The 16504-nt window shown below is 62.0% G+C and carries 13 protein-coding genes and 1 pseudogene; 12 read left to right on the top strand and 2 right to left on the bottom strand.

Annotation, left to right across the window (positions count from 1 at the left end):
• Positions 1–188 precede the first annotated feature (188 nt).
• Positions 189–1382 (bottom strand): annotated as a pseudogene (locus K7431_RS31375) (PDC sensor domain-containing protein); the annotation flags it as partial.
• Between the two features lie 347 nt (positions 1383–1729).
• Between K7431_RS31375 and K7431_RS01485 the strand changes: the two are divergent.
• The 3 genes from K7431_RS01485 (at position 1730) to K7431_RS01475 (ending at position 6029) form a co-directional block, all read left to right on the top strand.
• Positions 1730–3178, top strand: coding sequence for an APC family permease (locus K7431_RS01485; RefSeq protein ID WP_043205357.1), 1449 nt, complete (start codon positions 1730–1732; stop codon positions 3176–3178).
• A 91-nt stretch (positions 3179–3269) separates the two neighbouring features.
• Positions 3270–4700 carry an aldehyde dehydrogenase family protein gene (locus tag K7431_RS01480; protein ID WP_012724268.1) on the top strand — a complete coding sequence of 477 codons (1431 nt, stop codon included), beginning with the start codon at positions 3270–3272 and terminating at the stop codon, positions 4698–4700.
• Between the two features lie 3 nt (positions 4701–4703).
• Complete coding sequence (locus tag K7431_RS01475; protein WP_012724267.1) at positions 4704–6029, top strand: hypothetical protein; 1326 nt, start codon at positions 4704–4706, stop codon at positions 6027–6029.
• Between the two features lie 10 nt (positions 6030–6039).
• Here K7431_RS01475 and K7431_RS01470 read toward each other — a convergent pair whose 3' ends face one another.
• A complete protein-coding gene (locus K7431_RS01470) occupies positions 6040–6798 on the bottom strand; it encodes an IclR family transcriptional regulator (protein ID WP_043205356.1) in 759 nt (252 codons plus the stop codon).
• 237 nt (positions 6799–7035) lie between these two features.
• Here K7431_RS01470 and K7431_RS01465 point away from each other — a divergent pair, with 237 nt between their 5' ends.
• From K7431_RS01465 to K7431_RS01425, 9 genes are all read left to right on the top strand, one after another.
• Positions 7036–8577, top strand: coding sequence for an acetolactate synthase large subunit (locus K7431_RS01465; RefSeq protein ID WP_012724265.1), 1542 nt, complete (start codon positions 7036–7038; stop codon positions 8575–8577).
• 11 nt (positions 8578–8588) lie between these two features.
• The gene (locus tag K7431_RS01460) at positions 8589–10079 is read left to right on the top strand and encodes an aldehyde dehydrogenase family protein (protein WP_012724264.1); all 1491 of its coding nucleotides are present in this window, start codon (positions 8589–8591) and stop codon (positions 10077–10079) included.
• Between the two features lie 27 nt (positions 10080–10106).
• On the top strand, positions 10107–10901 hold the full coding sequence (locus K7431_RS01455; RefSeq protein WP_012724263.1) for an SDR family NAD(P)-dependent oxidoreductase: 795 nt from the start codon (positions 10107–10109) through the stop codon (positions 10899–10901).
• Between the two features lie 12 nt (positions 10902–10913).
• A complete protein-coding gene (locus K7431_RS01450; protein WP_043205354.1) occupies positions 10914–11954 on the top strand; it encodes a VPS10 domain-containing protein in 1041 nt (346 codons plus the stop codon).
• Positions 11955–11965: 11 nt separating this feature from the next.
• The gene (locus tag K7431_RS01445) at positions 11966–12424 is read left to right on the top strand and encodes a VOC family protein (protein ID WP_012724261.1); all 459 of its coding nucleotides are present in this window, start codon (positions 11966–11968) and stop codon (positions 12422–12424) included.
• Positions 12425–12434: 10 nt separating this feature from the next.
• Positions 12435–13037, top strand: coding sequence for an amino acid synthesis family protein (locus K7431_RS01440; protein WP_043206254.1), 603 nt, complete (start codon positions 12435–12437; stop codon positions 13035–13037).
• A 62-nt stretch (positions 13038–13099) separates the two neighbouring features.
• Complete coding sequence (locus K7431_RS01435) at positions 13100–14707, top strand: bifunctional 3-(3-hydroxy-phenyl)propionate/3-hydroxycinnamic acid hydroxylase (protein WP_012724259.1); 1608 nt, start codon at positions 13100–13102, stop codon at positions 14705–14707.
• A complete protein-coding gene (locus tag K7431_RS01430; RefSeq protein WP_012724258.1) occupies positions 14704–15483 on the top strand; it encodes a 2-keto-4-pentenoate hydratase in 780 nt (259 codons plus the stop codon). Before K7431_RS01435 ends, K7431_RS01430 begins: the two co-directional genes overlap by 4 nt.
• A gap of 77 nt (positions 15484–15560) precedes the next feature.
• A complete protein-coding gene (locus K7431_RS01425) occupies positions 15561–16502 on the top strand; it encodes a helix-turn-helix domain-containing protein (protein ID WP_012724257.1) in 942 nt (313 codons plus the stop codon).
• Positions 16503–16504: the final 2 nt, after the last annotated feature.

Here is a 16504-nt window from a genome sequence, read left to right as displayed (position 1 = left end):
GAGTGACGCGCCACTTCCTGGGCGCTGGCGCTCATTTCGTGCAACGCGGTCGCCGCCAGCTCCACTTCGTGGTACTGACGCTGCATGCCGGCACTGACTTCGCGGGCAATGCCCGATGAGGTGTCGGCACTGTTGCGGGTGTCCAGGGACGCAGCCTGGATGGCGCGAATAATTGGCTGCAACTTGTCGAGGAAACGGTTGAATCCATCGGCCAAGTGGCCCAACTCGTCGCGCCGCCCGGCGGGCAGGCGTTGGGTGAGGTCACCGTCGCCTTCGACAATCGCATCAAGCAACTCGGCCATCTTCAGCAATGGGCGCGTCACGCCGTAAGCGGCCAGCCAGATCAGCAGCATTCCCAGACTGCTGGCAAGGATGCCCAAGCCCAGGTTGAGCCAGTTGGACTCACGACTTTTGTCGTCCAGTTCGCTCTGCATCTGCCGGGCAGACGCCTGCACCCGGGCCTGCGGAACCTTGATTTCCAGTTGCCAGGCCGGCGTGCCCGCCGCCGTCTGTAAGGGCTGGCGTATATCCAGCGTGTCCCCCGAGACGGCGCCGCTGCGTCCCGCTACTTGGCCCGTGGCGGACAGGATGGTGACCTGGCTGTCACCCCGGTACAAGTCCTGGCCGAGGTTGGCCGCCAGCTTCTGCAAGGTGTCGAGGCTGATGTCCATGCCCACCACGCCGAGCACTTTGCCGTTGACGATCAGGGGGATGGATACACTGCTCATCAGAGCTTTCTGGCCTTCGACTTCGATGGTGTAGGGTTCGACCACACACACACGCTGTTGCGCTTGAGGGCAGGAGTACCAGGCGTTCCCAGGCTCACTGCCCGGGGGCGCGGTGTTCGCGGCGATTTGTGACTCACTCAGTACCTCCTGCACCAGTTGCCCCGGTTGACTCTGTGACCAATACAGCGCGAAGCGCCCGGTTTCATTGCCCGCCACGGCGCGTTGGTCGCGCCAGTCGGCGTCGGTGCCGGCCAGCGCATCCGGCAGCATGATGACGTACAGGCCGAGCACTTTTTCGCGCTGTTTCAGGGTTTCACGTGCGGTGCTGATCAGGGCTTCGCGCAATTGGCCGACGGTCAGGCGCCCCTTGAGCGTTTGCTCGCGCAGCTGCAGAACCTGTTGCGCAAAGCCTTCGCCATACAGTGCCGTCTCATTGAAAAAACGCTCCACCTGTTGGCCACGCGCCACGGCCTGGGCCTGCAAGCGTTCCAGCGCAGCCTGTCCGAGCAACTCGCTGCTCTGCTCTTTAAGCAGCCTTGCACTGGTGTGATTCTGATATGCGCTGGCGCCAATCAGGGCCGCCACCACTGCCAGTAGGCAAAGTCCGCTCAGCAGGGTGATACGCCATTGAATGGTGAGGTGGGCTAGCTGCATGGTTGAGGCTTCCTACAAGTGGGCTTCGCGATGAGGGGCTGGGGGTAGGGCGAGCCCTCATTCTTATTCTGGTTGCCGGCACCCGGACAGAGCACCGGTGAGGCTAGGTTGCGGGGATGACAGGTCAGGCAGCTATCCCAAATCGGCAACAGCGATGGGGTTGATGGTGCAGACCTGACCTGTTTTGGGGCGAGGCTTCGGACGCTACCGATTTGGGATAGCGAGCGGTTCAGGTGCGGGCATAGGATCAAATTCAGCGCGCAACTAAAACAAAACGCTAACCGGTGCCGATGCGGTGTGGTCGGACCAACCCAAAAGCGACTGCCTCATACAATAAGGTCAACAACATGAGTGTATCTATCCCGGTCAACAGCTCCACGGAGCTCAAGCGTGGAGCCCTCGGTGTGGGCTTCATTATCTTCTTCGTGATATCGGCGGCGAGCCCACTGAGTGTGATCGCCGGCGGCTTCCCCATCGGCATCATGCTGGGCAACGGTGCCGGCACCCCGGCGTTGCTGATCCTCGCCTTGCTGGTGCTGCTGGCGTTTTCGGTGGGTTACACCACCATGTCGCGCCACGTGACCAATGCCGGTGGCTTTTACGCATTCACTTCCCGTGGCCTGGGTGGACTGGCGGGTGGTGCCGCTGGGGTGCTGGCGATGTTTGCCTATAACATCCTTCAGGTCGGGTTGTACGGGATGTTCGGCGGTGTGGTCAGTGGCACCATGGAAGCCGCCTTCGGCCTGGTGCTGCCGTGGTGGTCCTACTCGTTAATGGCGATGGCGAGCATCGCGATCCTGGGCTATCGCAAGATTGACCTGTCGGCTCGGGTGCTGTCGGTGGTGGTGATTGCCGAGTACCTGGCGATCCTGGTCCTGGATTTTGCCATTCTCAAGTCCGGCGGCGACAGCGGCATCAACCTTGACTCGTTCAGCAGCAGCCATGTGTTCAGTGGCACGCCGTCAATCGGCTTGCTGTTCTGTTTTGCCGCCTTTATCGGCTTCGAGGCTACGACCATCTACGGTGAAGAAGCCAAGAATCCCAAGCGCAGTATCCCGATTGCCACCTACTGTTCGGTGTTGCTGATCGGTGGTTTCTACGCGCTGTCGGTGTGGTCGATGGTGGTGGGGGTGGGGGCGGACAAAATCGTGCCGCTGCTGCAGTCCTTGCAGGACCCAACCACCTTTATCTACGGCATGTCCGACCACTTTGTCGGCCCGCAACTGACCCAGATTATCCGCGTGCTGTTCATGGTCAGTATCTATGCCGGGCTGTTGGCCTTTCACAACGCAGCAGCGCGTTACTTCTACGCCATCGGGCGCGACGGCCTGTTGCACAGCCTGTTGGGTACCACCCACCGCGTGCACCAGAGCCCGCATATGGGCTCGGCATTGCAGAGTTTGATCGCTGCAGTCGTGGTGCTGATATTTGCCGCGATGGATGCCGATCCGATCCTGCAACTGTTTGCCTGGCTGTCCAACCTGGCCACGCTGTGCGTCATCCTGTTGATGGCGCTGACCTCGGTGGCGGTATGCGCCTACTTCCATCGCCATCCCGAGCTTAAGGTCGGGATGCTGCGTGGCCGGATCCTGCCCGGTATTTCGTGCCTGGCGTTGGTGATGGTGCTGGTGTTGGCGGTGGTGCATTTCGACGTGCTGACCGGTGCCAGCCAACTGCTGTCCTACAGCCTCTGCGCGATTATTCCGGCCGCCCTGATCATCGGCATCGTGCTCGCCGCGCGACTGCGCAAGAGCTCGCCGCAACGGTTCCTGGCCTTGGGCAGCCACAAGCTTTAAGGCTCCAGCGATTTTATAGCTCGACTAACCAGACAATCGCAGCCTGCCGTTGCTCGGCATGGCGCGTGCGCGTGTGAAAGGAAGGTTTCAAATGCATAACTACAAGATGCTTATCGATGGGGTTCAGGTGGCGGGCGACGAAGGCCAGTTTGATGTGATCAATCCGGCCACCGGTAAGGCGTTCGCCCAATGCCCGGCCGGTTCACTGGAGCAACTCGACCAAGCAGTGAGCGTCGCGCAGGCGGCTTTCAAAACCTGGCGCAACAGTAGCCATCCGGACCGCTGTGAGCGTTTGATGGCGATTGCGGCAGATATCGAGCAAGAGGCCGAGTCACTGGCGCGCCTGATTGTGCTTGAGCAAGGCAAGCCACTGGCGCTGGCGTTTTCCGAGGTCATGGGCGCCGCCGCCTGGACGCGCTACGCGGCCGGGCAGGAGATTGCGGTGGAGTTGGTGGAAGAAACAGCCACCCAGCGCATTGAGCTACACCGCAAACCCTTGGGCGTCGTGGCGTCGATCACCCCCTGGAACTGGCCGTTCATGATTGCCGTCTGGCACATCATACCGGCGCTGCGTGCGGGCAACTGTGTGATCAGCAAACCGTCAAGCCTGACGCCGCTGAGTACCTTGGGCCTGGTGGCAATCATTGCCCATCATGTACCCCACGGCGTGATCAATTGCGTGACCGGCGAGCGGGGCTTCGGCAGTGCGATGACCTCGCACCCAGGGATCCAGAAGATCGTCTTCACCGGCTCCACCGCCACAGGGCAAAGCGTAATGCGCGGTGCCGCCAGCAACCTCAAGCGCCTGACCCTGGAGCTCGGTGGTAACGACGCCGCCATTGTATTGCCGGGAACACCCGTGGAGGCCGTGGCCGAGGAGATCTTCCAGGCGGCCTTTCTGAACATGGGCCAGACCTGTGCTGCGCTCAAACGCCTGTATATCCACGAATCGCAGTACCAGGCTTTTGCTGACGCGCTGACGCACATTGCTGCGCGCCAGGTGGTGGGTGATGGCTTGGACGCCGGCGTGACCTTCGGGCCAGTGCAGAACCTTGAGCAACTGGAACTGGTGGAGGCATTGGTCGACGACGCACGGGCACAGGGTGCACGTGTGTTATGTGGCGGTGCACGCCTGGACCACCCAGGTTTTTTCTATCCGCCGACGCTGGTGGCGGACGTGACCGACGGCCATCGCCTGGTCGACGAAGAACAGTTCGGCCCTGTGTTGCCGTTGATTGCCTACCGGGATGTCGAGGAGGTGCTGCAGCGCGCCAATGCCGGTGACATGGGGCTCGGCGGCTCGGTCTGGGGGCCGGATGTCGAGCAGGCACAGGCCTTGGCCAGCCGCCTGGAGAGTGGCGTCGCCTGGGTCAACTGCCACGCGCAGATCCAGCCGAACACGCCGTTTGGCGGCAGCAAGATGTCGGGGTTTGGTGTCGAGTTCGGCCTTGAGGGGCTGTTGGAGTTCACAGGTCAGCAACTGCTGTTTGTACGCAAGCAGGCTGTCGAAGAAGGAGTTTGAGCCATGCGTTATCTATCACATCATCCCGTATTCGGTTGCACGCTTGTGTGCACCTTGGCGCTCGGCGCTATCAGCAAGGTGCACGCTTATGAGCTGTACAGTGATGAGAGTCGTCATCTCAACGCAGACATGACGGCTGTGTTCGGCCAGTTCAACAGCCGCAAGAATTACGATGGCACGCCGGGCGGCTCCAGTTGGCGTGAAGGCTTTATCAAATACGGCGTGAGTGGCGACCAGACGCTGGGGGGCAATGGCAGCGCATACGGGGCATTTGCCCTGGTCAGCTCCGCCACCTGGGGGGACGGTGACGCAGGTGGCAACTCGCTGGGCACTGAGCGTACGACAAAGATCGAAGACGCCTACCTGGGCTGGCGTTCCGGCGACCTGTTCCCGTTGCTCGGCAAGGATGGCGTGGATATTTCCGGCGGTCGACAGGTGGTCAAGGTCGGCCGAGGGTTCCTGATCAACGATGACGGACTGAACCCAGGCAAGGGCCCGGCCGACGGCACTTTGAACCGAGGAGGCGCTTACTACCTGGCTGCCCGGCACGCGTTCGATCAAACCGCCGTGGTGCGCCTGGGTGGCCAGGATGGCCTGCATGGCAGCGTGTTGTGGCTCAAGTCGGACAACCGTATCCAGGCCGACACCGAGTTGGCCGCCGCTACCCTGGATTACACCGCCCAACCAGGAACGCTCGGCTTGACCTGGGTCCATGGCCTGGACGTGAACGATCAATGGGCCAGCGATTTTCAACGCCAACGCAAGGGCATGAACGTCTATAGCGTGCGCGGTGAAGGCGATGCGGGGATCAAGAACGTCAGCCTGGCGTTCGAGTACGCCTGGCAGGACAAGGATGCGGGGCCTGAAAAAGCCTGGTACGGCGAGGCGGGCTATACCTTCGCCGATACCGCTTGGGCACCTAAGGTGACGTATCGCTACACCCGCTATTCGCAGAACTGGGACGCGCTGTTCACCGGTTTGAGCACCGGCTACGGCACCTGGTTCCAGGGCGAAGTGGCCGGCAACTACGCCGGGCCGTTCAACACCAATACACGCATCCACCATGTCGGGCTGAAGGCAACCCCACTGGAAAACCTGACCCTGGGGGCGCTGTATTTCGATTACGCCACCGTGCGTAAAAGCAATGCGTTGAACCTAGATGGCCGCGAGCTGGATGTGTATGCCGAATGGGCGGTCAACCCGCACTTGATAATCACGCCGTTGGTGGGGCTCTACAAACCTCGGCAGGACTCGACCACCGGCGGCAATCAAGTGGGTGGCAATGGCACCAACCTGTACAGCCAATTGTCGGTGGCCGTGCCGTTCTGAGCGCGACGGGCTAGGGCGTGATGCTGCTCGGCGGGTTACGCATGTTTTCGGCAATGCGCCGGGTGGTATCCATGACCATTTCGATCACTGTTTCCTGGCGCAGCAACTTGAAGCTTTGGCTGCTGCCGACGGCGGACAGGCTGCCAACCACCTCGTCGAGGTCTGCCTGGATGATCGGTGCAGCGATACCGGCCAGGCCCAGGTTGAGTTCGTCGTGTGTCAGGCAGTAACCGTCCTTGCGGATTTTTTTCGCGGCCTTGGAGAAACCGGCCCAGTCATACGGGCTGTCCGGGTCGTTCGCCATGTGCTCGTCGAACAAGCGTTGCAGGCGGCGACCTTTCTGAAAGGCGATCAGGACCTTCGATTGTGCCCCGCGAAAAAACGGCAACGGCTGCCCGCGCCCGAACGCAAAGTGATAGGTGTCGGTGGGTTCGGCGATGTAGGTGTTAATGATGCGTCCGTCGTAAAACACGCTGGCAAACACCGCCAGGCCCGTTTGCGAGGACAGCTCGTGCATCAGCTCGCGCCCGGCGATGAGGATCGGGTCGTACTGACGCATCATCCAGTCCAGCTCGATCACACGCGGCCCCAGGCTGTAACTGCCGGCGTCCACGCGGGTGAGCATACCGGCGTCACACAAGTCCTTGACGTAGCGGTACACGGTCGCCCGTGACAGGCCCATGCGCTCGGCAATGGTGTCGGGTTCGATCTTCAGCGTCTGTGGACCGAACAGGTCCAGGATGCTCAGCAATTTGCTCAGGCTGCTCATTGTGTTCCTAAAAGAGAGGGAAGGGCGTTTGGTGCGTACCCGCAAGGATCAGGTCACCCAAGCGCTGGCGCAACACTACCGCAGTGAGAGAAAAACGCAATCTCAAGATAGGTTTTCAGCCCAATAAACCACCTTCAATCTCATTAAATGAGAAAAACATAGATAAAGTGCTTGTTGGCTATGGATTTGTATGTGATAAATCTCATCACTGTAAATGCTCAAGCAAGAGGGCTGAAAATGAATGGTGCGCAACTGATAGTGAATGCGGCAGCGGCAAGCGGTATCGAGTACTGCTTCGCCAACCCCGGGACCACCGAGATTCCTCTGGTGGCCGCCATGGCCAGCGCACCTGCTCTCAAGCCGGTGTTGTCGCTGTTCGAAGGGGTCTGCACCGGCGCTGCTGACGGCTATGGCCGGATCGCCGGCAAGCCGGCAATGACGCTGACCCACTTGGGCCCGGGCTTTGCCAATGGCATCGCTAACCTGCATAACGCGCGTCGGGCCAATACACCGATCGTCAACGTCATCGGCGATCACGCCTCTTGGCATGTCAACTACGATCCGCCCTTGGCCAGCGACATCCAGGCCTTGGCCGGTGCTGTCTCCGGCTGGGTGCGCACCTCGCGCATCGCGTCGGGAATCGGTGAGGATTTACAGGAAGCGGTGCGTGCGGCGTGGCAAGCCAAAGGCCAAATCGCCAGTTTGATTCTGCCCATGGACCTGCAAGCCCACGCGGTGACGCACAACGGTGTGTTCGCACCTCTGCGCGCACCGGTTCGCCGGTTTGCCGGTGACCGGATCGAAACCGTGGCGCAGGCATTGCGTGACGGCAAGCGCCTGGTGTTCATCGTCGGCGATGAGGGCTTGTCGGTCGCGGGACTGGAAGCGGCGGGGCGCCTGGCGCAACTGCACGGCGTGCGCCTGTTTGCCGAGACCTTTCCGCGCCTGAGTTACCGTGGCGGTGGCTTGCCGGACCTGGATCGCCTGCCGTATTTCCCGGAAGTGGCAATTGAAATTCTTGAGCAGTACGACCTGGTCATTTGTGCAGGCGTACCCGAGCCCATCAGTTACTTTGGCTACGAAGGCATCCCGTCGCGCCTCGCTGAACGTGAACGCCTGCTGACGCTGGCCGAAGTCGGTGACGATGTTTCCGCCGCGCTGACGGCGTTGGCCGATGCCCTGAATGCACCGGCCTATGTGCCGACCCCGGAGGGTATCGAACTGCCGCCCGGCCACGCCGAGCTGACGCCACAATCCATCGGCCAAGTGCTGGCCGCGTCACTGCCCGACGACAGCATCGTCTCGGTTGAGGGCGGCACCTGCGGCTATCCCTTTTTTACCGCCTCCGCCCGCGCCGCGCGGCATCGGGTATTGACCAATACCGGTGGCGCGATTGGCCAGGGGATTCCGGTGGGGTTCGGTGCCGCCTTGGCGGAACGCGGCAATAGCGTGTTCTGCCTGCAATCGGACGGCAGTGCCCAATACACCATCCAAACCCTGTGGAGCATCGCCCGCGAGCAGTTGCCGGTGGTGATCCTGATTGCCGCCAACCATCGCTACGCGATTTTGCAGAACGAGCTGCGCCGTTTCGGCATGACCGAAATGGACCCGCAAGCCCTGCGCCTGACCGTGCTCGACAGCCCGCGTATTGACTGGAAGGCCCTGGCCAAAGGCTACGGGGTGCCGGCCTGCACGGTACAGACCAATGCCGAACTGCAACGCGCGCTGGCCAATGCCAAGGCCGACCGTGGTCCTTGCCTGATCGAAATGGCGCTGTGAAGGAGTCGACTATGCATTCGCTCGAATTATTACCTGCCGTCCAGGCGTTCCTGGCGCAGCCCGGTCGCCTGTTCATCGGCGGTACCTGGCAGGACGCCGCCAGCGGTCGCCGCTTTGCCGTGGAAAATCCGGCCACTGAACAGACCCTGACCGAAGTCGCCCAAGGCGATGAGCGCGATGTGAATGCGGCCGTTGCGGCCGCGCGCGCAGCCTTTACCGGCACGTGGGCCTTGCAGTCACCGGCGCAGCGCGGCCTGTTGCTGTTTCGCCTGGCCGATCTGTTGGACCAGCACCGCGAGGAATTGGCGCAACTGATCACCCTGGAGAACGGCAAACCTATCGCCAACGCGCGCGGTGAAGCGGCCAGCGCGGCGAATATCATTCGCTACTTTGCCGGCTGGCCCACCAAGATCGAAGGCAGCACGCTGCCCGTATCACCGGCCAGCGGCGCGCCGATGCTCAACTACACGTTGCGCGAACCGGTGGGGGTCTGCGCGCTGATCGTGCCGTGGAACTTCCCGCTGACCATGTGTGTGTGGAAGCTCGGTCCGGCGCTGGCCACCGGTTGCGTGGCGGTGCTCAAGCCCGCCGAGCAAACGCCGCTGATCGCGATCCGCCTGGTGCAACTGATCGAGGCCGCAGGCTTCCCCGCCGGCGTGGTCAACCTGATCACCGGCCTGGGCGCCGACACTGGCGCACCGTTGGCACAGCACCCCGATGTGGACAAGATCGCGTTTACCGGCTCGACCCAAGTCGGGCGGCTGATCGCCCAGGCGGCCACCAGCAACATGAAAAAGGTCTCGCTGGAGCTGGGCGGCAAGTCGCCGAACATCATCCTGCCCGACGCCGACATTGCGCGCGCCGCCAAGGGGGCTGCCGATGGGATTTTCTACAACCAGGGCCAGGTATGCACGGCTGGCTCGCGCCTGTATGTCCACGCCAGTGTGCTCGACCAGGTGCTCGAAGAGTTGCAGCGCCATGCCGCCGCCTATGTCCTGGGCAATGGCCTGGACCCGGCCAACAGCATGGGGCCGTTGGTGTCCGCGCGGCAGCTGAACACCGTCAAGGGTTACCTGCAGCGGGGCCAGGAGGAGGGCGCCGAACTGATCTGCGGCGGCGGCCGTCCCGAACACCTGGAGCATGGGCATTTCATTCAACCGAGCGTTTTCCTCGACCGTGCCGAGCGCGCCTGCGTGGCCCGCGAAGAAATCTTCGGCCCGGTACTGACCGTCATGAGCTGGACCGAAATCGATGAGCTGGTGCTGCGCGCCAACGATTCGCCGTATGGCCTCGCCGCTGGCCTGTGGACCCGCGACTTGCGCTCGGCGCACCGCGTGGCTGCACAGCTCAAGGCCGGCTCGGTCTGGATCAACTGCTGGAACGTGGTCGATCCCTCTTCACCGTTCGGTGGCTACAAACAATCCGGCTGGGGCCGGGAGATGGGTAAAAACGTGATCGATGCCTACACCGAGACCAAAAGCGTGTTTGTCGATCTGGCCTGAACTGAATAATCACACGAGGTAATTGCTATGGATCTGGAATTGAAAGGCCGCGTGGCCATTGTCACCGGTGGCGGTATGGGCATCGGCAAGGAAGTCGCGCGTTTTCTGTCCGAGGAAGGCTGCAAGGTGGTGATCTGCGCGCGGCGCATGGCGTTCCTGCAGCTGGCGGCCGAAGAGATCAGCGCACAGACCGGCAATGAAGTATTGCCGCTGTTCTGTGACACCAATGACATGAAGGCCGTGTTGGAGATGGTCGAGGCGGCGCACAAGCACTTCGGCCGTATCGACATCTTGGTCAACGGTGCCGCAGCGCCGTCGGGTGTGGTGCGCAATGACATCGAACACGCCGGCGACGATGAACTGCTCTCCGACCTCAACACTAAGGTGATCGGCTACTTCCGGTGCGCCAAGGCCGTGACCCCGCACATGAAGGCGGGCGGCTTCGGTCGCATCATCAACATCGGCGGCCTCACCGGGCGCAGCAGCAAAGTGCTCTCGGGCATGCGCAACCTGGCGATCGCCCACATGACCAAGACCCTGTCCGACCAGCTCGGCCCCTCGGGCATCACGGTCAACCTGATTCACCCTGGCGTGGTGGACACCCCGCATATCCAGGAGCTGTACGAGCGCGAAGCGGTCAAGCAAGGCAAAACGTCGGAACAGGTTGAGCAGGCCTACATCGATGCGACCCCGATTCGCCGCACCCTCGCCCCCATTGAAATGGGCTGGTTGATCGGTTTCCTGGCGTCGCCAAAAGCGGCTGCGGTAACGGGCGAATCCATCGGCATCGACGGTGGCTTGACCCGTGGTATCTACATCTGAGGAGCATCTGTGATGAGTAACGGAACCCTTTTAGTCGCCACCGTGGGTCAAGCAGTGATCCGCAGTGCCGACGATGGCCGTACCTGGCATCGCCTGGGCCTGGGACAAGACCTTGAGTTCGATGCAATCACCCGATCCCTGAGCGTGCATCCCGACGCACCCGAAGTGATCTACGCCGGCACGGACGTGGGCTTGTGCATCAGCCGCGACACCGGTGGCCATTGGCAGCGCGTCGATTCGCCATTCAACGGCGAGACGGTGTGGAAAGTCGCCGTCGACCCGCAGGACGCCAAACGGATTTTTGTTGGCACCGGTGCGCCATCGCGCGCCGTGTTATGGCGGACCCTCGACGCCGGCCTGAGCTGGGACCGCGCGCCGGTTGAGATTCCGGAGTTCTGCGACGGTGTCAGCCGCCCACGCCTGCTGGCCTTCGCCTATGACCCCACCGACCGCAACCAGTTGTGGTTCGGCCTGGAAGAGGGCGGACTGTTCCATTCGCGCGATGGCGGCGACAGCTGGACCCGCGTCGACGACCGGCTGCTGTGGGACTACAACTCGGACGTCCACAACATCCTGGTACTGCCCAATCACGGCGAGAAAGTCATCGTGGTGGTCTGCGTCAACGCGGTGTACCGCAGTCTGGACGAGGGACTGACCTGGACCGGCATCATTGGTCGCGAAGCCTTCGGCCTGTACTACATCCGCGCAATGAACGCGCCGTTGGGCACGCAAAACGAGCTGTACCTGAGTATTTCCGATGGTACGCCCGGCACCACCAGCAAGATCCTGGTGTCCCGCGATGCCGCGCTCAGTTGGAACGTGCTGCCGCTGCCACAGCAGCCCAACTCCTGCGTCTGGGCGATTGCCTTCAACCCGGCCAACCCGCGACAGATCGTGGCGGGCACCAAGTACGGGCATTTGTTCACCTCCGACAACGGCGGTGACGGCTGGCAGAAGCATTGGCGGGAATTCAGCGAGATCGCTGATGTGCTTTGGACGCCTGCGGTTGCGCAGATCAAGTCCGGGCATCAATCCATCGTCAAAAAGCACTGAGGTATACCGCCATGAAGATCGAGATCCTGCGGACTCACCTGTCGCTCTGGGTCAGTGACCCTGACGTGTCGGCGCGCTGGTACGCCGACATCCTGGGCATGCACGAAAGTGCCCGAGGCGAGAGCTGGGTCATGATGGCGTTTGGCGGCAAGCACCACGACATCGCCTTGATTCGTGCCGATCCCGGCGCCCATCAAGGTGGCCTGGGGCTGCAACATTACGGCCTGGAAATCGCCGGGGACATGACCACCTTGCGCCAGCTTTACGGCATGTTGCTGGGCAAGGGCGTCGAGGTGGTGAAGATCACCGATCATGAGATCGGTCATGGCGTGTACTTCAACGACCCTGACGGCAATCGCATGGAATTCTTTCTCGAAACCGAACACGACGATGCGCGCGGCAAGGCCCGTTTCAAGGCTGCCGGCGCGCCGAGCCGACATTTCAACCTCGATCCACTCGACCCACTTTGAGGCAATGCTGATGAAAACCGCGAATTTTGCTACGTATCACATTCGCAAATGGTACAGCTTCGTCGAAGAAACCCTGGCCAACGAAACCGGCCAACTGGCCGATGGCGAGCCGCTGTTCAAGTACGCGATTGCCGCCGTGATCGCCAACCCCTATGCCGGTCGCTACAGCGAGTCGCTTGCCGAGCTGGTCGATCCATCGCCGCTGTTGGGCGAAGAGTTCGGCCGGCGCATACAGGCACTGGCCGGTGCCCATGAGATCGTCAGCTATGGTAAGGCGATCCTGGTCGGCAGCGCGGGCGAATACGAGCACGGCAACGCGTTCCTGACCAACCCGGCCGCCGATCCGATTCGCGTCGCGCTGGGGGGTGGCAAGTCGTGGGTGCCGTCCACCGGCAAGCGCGGCGGACCCGGTTCGACCATCGACGTACCGCTGGCACACAAGGATGCGCTCTACGTGCGTTCCCACTACGACAGCATGTCGCTGATGTTCGGCGATGGCCCCGCGCCGGATGAAGTCATCGTGATCTGGGCCTTCGCCACTCGTGGCCGCTTGCATGCCCGGCTGGGTGGCCTGCTGGCCGAAGACATCAAAGGTATTGATGGGCTGCACTGATTGCAGGCGTGCGGCCTTGGCAACGCCAGTTTAAAACCACAACAAGAAAGCGGTGAATAGCGATGAAGCAGGAGAAGACCCAGGTTGTGATTGTCGGGGGCGGGCCCAATGGGATCACGGCCGCGCACTATATGGGGATGTACGGTATCGACTGCGTCGTCCTTGAACTCGCCGACTGCATACTGCCTTACCCGCGTGCGGTGGGCATGGACGATGAAGCGTTGCGCGTGCTTCAGGCTATCGGCATCGCCGAATTGGCCGTGCGCGACATGATCTGCGACGTGCCGCTGCGCTATTACAACGCCCGTGGTGTGTGTTTTGCCGAGGTCAAGCCCAGTACCGCGCATTACGGCTGGCCCATGCGCAACATCTTCATGCAGCAACTGCTCGAAGGCACGCTGCGCGAAACCCTGGGGCAGCGCAGCAGTGTGGTGTTGCGCCAGGGCCATGAAATGCTGGAGCTGGAGCAGGATGGGGAGGGCGTGACCCTGCAGGTGCGCGATGCCGAGGGCGAGGTCTATCAGCTGCGCGCCGATTACGTGATCGGCGCCGATGGCGGGCGCTCCACGGTACGCAAAAAGCTGGGCGTCGAACTGCTGGGGCTGACCCATGCGCGCAAATGGGTGGTGGTGGATGTCGCCAATGACACCCTCGATGCGCCTTATACCGCACTGCATGCCGACCCGCAGCGACCCTTCGTGTGCATCTACTTGCCCTACCAGCAGCGGCGCTGGGAGTTCATGCTGATGGAGGGCGAAGATGAGGCGAAGATGTGCGAAGAAAGCACCATCCGCGACCTCATCCGTGGGCATATCGGCGATGCGGTGGACGCGTTGAATATCATCCGTATACGCGCCTACACCCACCATTCACGGGTGGCGGCGCGGTTTGTCCAGGGGCGTGTGGCACTGGTCGGCGATGCTGCGCATATATCGCCACCCTGGGCCGGGCAGGGCCTTAATTCGGGACTGCGCGACGTGGCCAACGTGGCCTGGAAACTGGCAGCGATCATCCAGGGGCGCGCGTCCCATGGGATCCTCGCCAGCTACGACCAGGAACGTCGCGGACACGCCACCGAACTGGTGGCACTGGCCGACAATATGGGCACGGTACTGGGGCTGACCAACCCCTTGATGGCTGGCGTGCGTGACTGGTTGTTCCAGGCGGTGAACAGCGTCGATAACCTGCGCTCGCACCTGCTGGAGTTCAAGTTCAAACCCAAGGCCACCCTCACCAAAGGGCTGGTCTATCACGAGCGCGCCGAATTGCGCGAAGACGACCTGGTCGGCCAGCTGTTTGTGCAGCCGTATATCGAAGACGCCCAGGGGCAACGCCGACGTCTGGATGATGTGCTGGGCAATTCCTACGCGGTGCTGGGTTACCGGGTCAATCCACGTGAGCAACTGAGCGCAGAAATGGAAACGTTCTGGGCTCGCTGGGACACGCGTTTTATCCAGGTCAATCGTTCGCGCAGCGGTCCGGGCCGGCGCCAGCCCTTGACGGCCACGGACGCCATCAGCGTGGAAGATGTGGATAACCGCCTCGGCGAATGGTTCTCCAGGGTGCGCGATTGCATCGTCGTGGTGCGTCCAGACCGGTTTGTTGCCGCTATCACCACGCCAGAGCGGCTCGACGCGGTATTACGCAAATTAGCGGGGCAACTGTCATGAGCATCGATACTGCCGTATTGAGTCAGTTAGACCACGCCACGCGTACAGTGCAAGCAATTGCGCCACTGGTTCCGGAGGCGCTCGACCTGCGCGGCGGGTACGCACTGCAACGCCGGGCGTTGGATGTGCGCCTGGCTGCGGGCGAACAGTTGAGCGGTTGGAAGATCGCCTTCGCTGGCAGCGCCGCGCAACGGCGCTTCGGCATTGACGAACCCGTGTATGGCGGCCTGACCGATCAAATGTGTGTGCCGTCGAACACGGCGGTGGCACTGTCGCGCTTGATCCAGCCCAAACTGGAAGTCGAAGTGGCGATTGTGCTGGGTCGCAGCCTGCCGCCGGGTAATTACAGCGATGCTGAGATCCTGGCCGCAATTGCCGAGGTAGCACCCGCGTTCGAGATTGCCGACTGCCGTTGGCAGGGGTGGTCGTTCGGGGTGGGGGCCTTTCTGGCCGACAACGCGGCGGCGGGCCTGTATTGCCTGGGGCCCAGAACCGTATTCGACCCTGTTGAGCATGCCAACGTGGCGTTCCGCCTGGAATGCGCAGGCGCGATCTGCGGCGAAGGGGAGACCCAGGGCCGGGAAGATCCACCACTGGCCAATCTGTGTTGGCTGATACGCCGGCTGCTGGCCGACGGTCAACCGGTGGAGGCCAGGCAGGTGGTGCTCTCCGGGGCGTTGTTGACGCCGATGGAGATCCAGCCCACCACGTACCGCCTGCAGATGTTTGGCACGGAACTGGCTTTGCTTTTCACCACGGACACCGCCGCAGTGTGAACCCTAGCCGCCGTCAAGGATGACTTCAGTCCCCTTCAGGCCGATTACGACAACGGGGCCCCCGAGGAACGACGACCATGCTTGCTGAAGTTCGAACCTTCAATGACCCTCAATTGCATGCCGGCTCTATCCAGGGCTGGCGGCAAGTGTACGACCAATTGGGGCGAGGTTGCCTGACCAGCGGGCTGCGCCAATTGTCGGCCGAGCGTTTTCAGATCTTCCAGGAAGTGCTGGACAAGCGTGTGGTGCAGCGCGGCTTTGCGCCTAAAGGACGACTGTGTGTGGCCATGTCGTTGGGCAGTGCACCGGTGGTACAGGGGCAGCAGGTGGGCGCGCACAACGTGGTGCTGTTGCGCGATGGCGAGGAGTTTGTGCTGCATGCGCCCGAAGGCACGCATTTCTTCGCGCTTAACGTCGACACCGTACGTTTTGCCAAACTCGCCGCCTTCGAATTGTCCAGCGACCAACTCAAGCGCGTCACCACCCGTTCCCAGATTTGCGTGGATGACGCGTTACTGTTGCGGATACGCCAGCGTATCTACCCGCTGTTTCGTCACCTATTGCAACAAACGGACCCTATCAGTGCCTGCGCCGAAAAGATGCTCGAAGACGAGCTGCTCGGCGCCTTTCTCGATCTGTTCAGCAACGCCACCGACGAAGTGCGGTGCCGGCGTGGCAACTTCGCCGTGAGTGCCTACCTGGTCAAGCGTTGCCAGGAGTTGATCGACGCCAGCGGCGACACGCCACTGAGCATTCTCGACCTGTGCGAACACCTGCGGGTCAGCCGAAGGACCCTGCAGAACAGTTTCCAGGCGGTGACCGGCCTGCGCCCGGTCGAATACCTGCGCAACCTGCGCCTTAACGCGGTACGCCGGCAGCTGATCGCCACCCCGGGCGGCAGCCAGAACGTCGGCGATGTGGCGGTGGCAATGGGCTTCTTCCATCTGAGCCACTTCGCCGCGCATTACCGCGAGTTGTTTGGCGAGTCTCCGTCGGAAACCCAGCGGGCGATCCTCTGAAT

This window comes from Pseudomonas fluorescens group sp. (assembly GCF_020093335.1).
Taxonomy (GTDB): domain Bacteria; phylum Pseudomonadota; class Gammaproteobacteria; order Pseudomonadales; family Pseudomonadaceae; genus Aquipseudomonas; species Aquipseudomonas petroselini.
Note: the sequence above shows the minus strand (reverse complement) of the source record. Positions and strands in the feature narration are given on the sequence as shown.